Here is a 1,216-nt window from a genome sequence, read left to right on the forward strand (position 1 = left end):
GTTCGAGCCTTTCTTCTCGACACGCAGCCGCGGTTCGGGCCTGGGCCTCTACATTTGCCGTGAACTGTGCGAGCGTCATGGCGCCCGCATCGACTATCGCCGCGCCACTGACGCGGCGGCCAACGAGTTCTGCGTTCGACTGCGCACGCCCTCATCTGCATCCTCTGCATGACTACTGCCACGCTCCCGCGCCTGCTGGTCGTCGACGACGAGCCCGATCTGCGCACGCTCTACGAGCTGACGCTGCTGCGTGAAGGCTATGAGATCGACAGTGCGGGCACGGTGGCAGAGGCGCTGGCGCATCTGCAGGCCCAGACCTACAGCGCCGTCATCACCGACATGAAGCTGCCCGACGGCTCGGGCCTGGCATTGCTGCGCTGGCTGGAGCAGGCCGGCCGACCCGAGAAGGCCATCGTCATCACGGCGTTCGGCTCGGCCGAGAACGCGGTGGAGGCCTTGAAGGCCGGCGCCTACGACTACCTGACCAAGCCGGTGGACCTGCGCCAGTTCCGCCTCGTCGTCGGTTCGGCACTGGGCCGCGTGGCGCCCGATCCCAGCCCGGCGGCGCAAGAAAAAAGCGTGGCAATGCCGGCGTCGGCGCTGCGCTTGGTGGGTGAATCACCGGCCATCCGCGCGGTTCGCTCGCTGATCGACAAGGTGGCGCGCAGCATGGCGCCGGTGCTGGTGCAGGGTGAATCCGGGACCGGCAAGGAGCTGGTGGCGCGGGCCATCCACGACCACGGCGTGCGCGCCGGGCAGGGCTTCATCGCCGTCAACTGCGGCGCCATTCCCGAGAACCTGCTGGAGGCCGAGTTCTTCGGCTACCGCAAGGRCGCGTTCACCGGTGCCAACGAGGACCGCGAGGGCTTCTTCCAGGCGGCGGATGGCGGCACGCTCTTCCTCGATGAGATCGGCGACCTGCCCCTGGCGATGCAAAGCAAGCTGCTGCGCGTCATTCAGGAGCGTTCGGTGCGGCCGGTCGGCGCCACCGCCGAGACGCCGATCAATGTGCGCATCCTCAGCGCGACGCACAAGGATCTGTCCGCCGAGGTGGCGGCGGGGCGCTTCCGCCAGGACTTGTTCTACCGCCTCAACGTCATCCAGATCCGCGTGCCGCCGCTGCGCGAGCGCCTGGAGGACCTGGGCCTGATCAGCACCCGGGTGCTGACCCGCATCGCCCAGGACGCTGGCGTGTCACCAGCGCCACGACTGACGG

Annotated in this window: 2 protein-coding genes; both read left to right on the forward strand. The window is 68.5% G+C overall.

The window, feature by feature from the left end; all coding sequences use genetic code 11:
• On the forward strand, nt 1–172 hold a 172-nt coding region (locus AC1DU6_RS31890), incomplete at its 5' end, for an ATP-binding protein (RefSeq protein ID WP_477862205.1).
• The coding region (locus AC1DU6_RS31895; RefSeq protein WP_477862203.1) for a sigma-54-dependent transcriptional regulator at nt 169–1,216 on the forward strand (1,048 nt) is incomplete at its 3' end. The genes AC1DU6_RS31890 and AC1DU6_RS31895, both read left to right, overlap by 4 nt.

Source organism: Roseateles sp. P5_B10, from assembly GCF_056400485.1.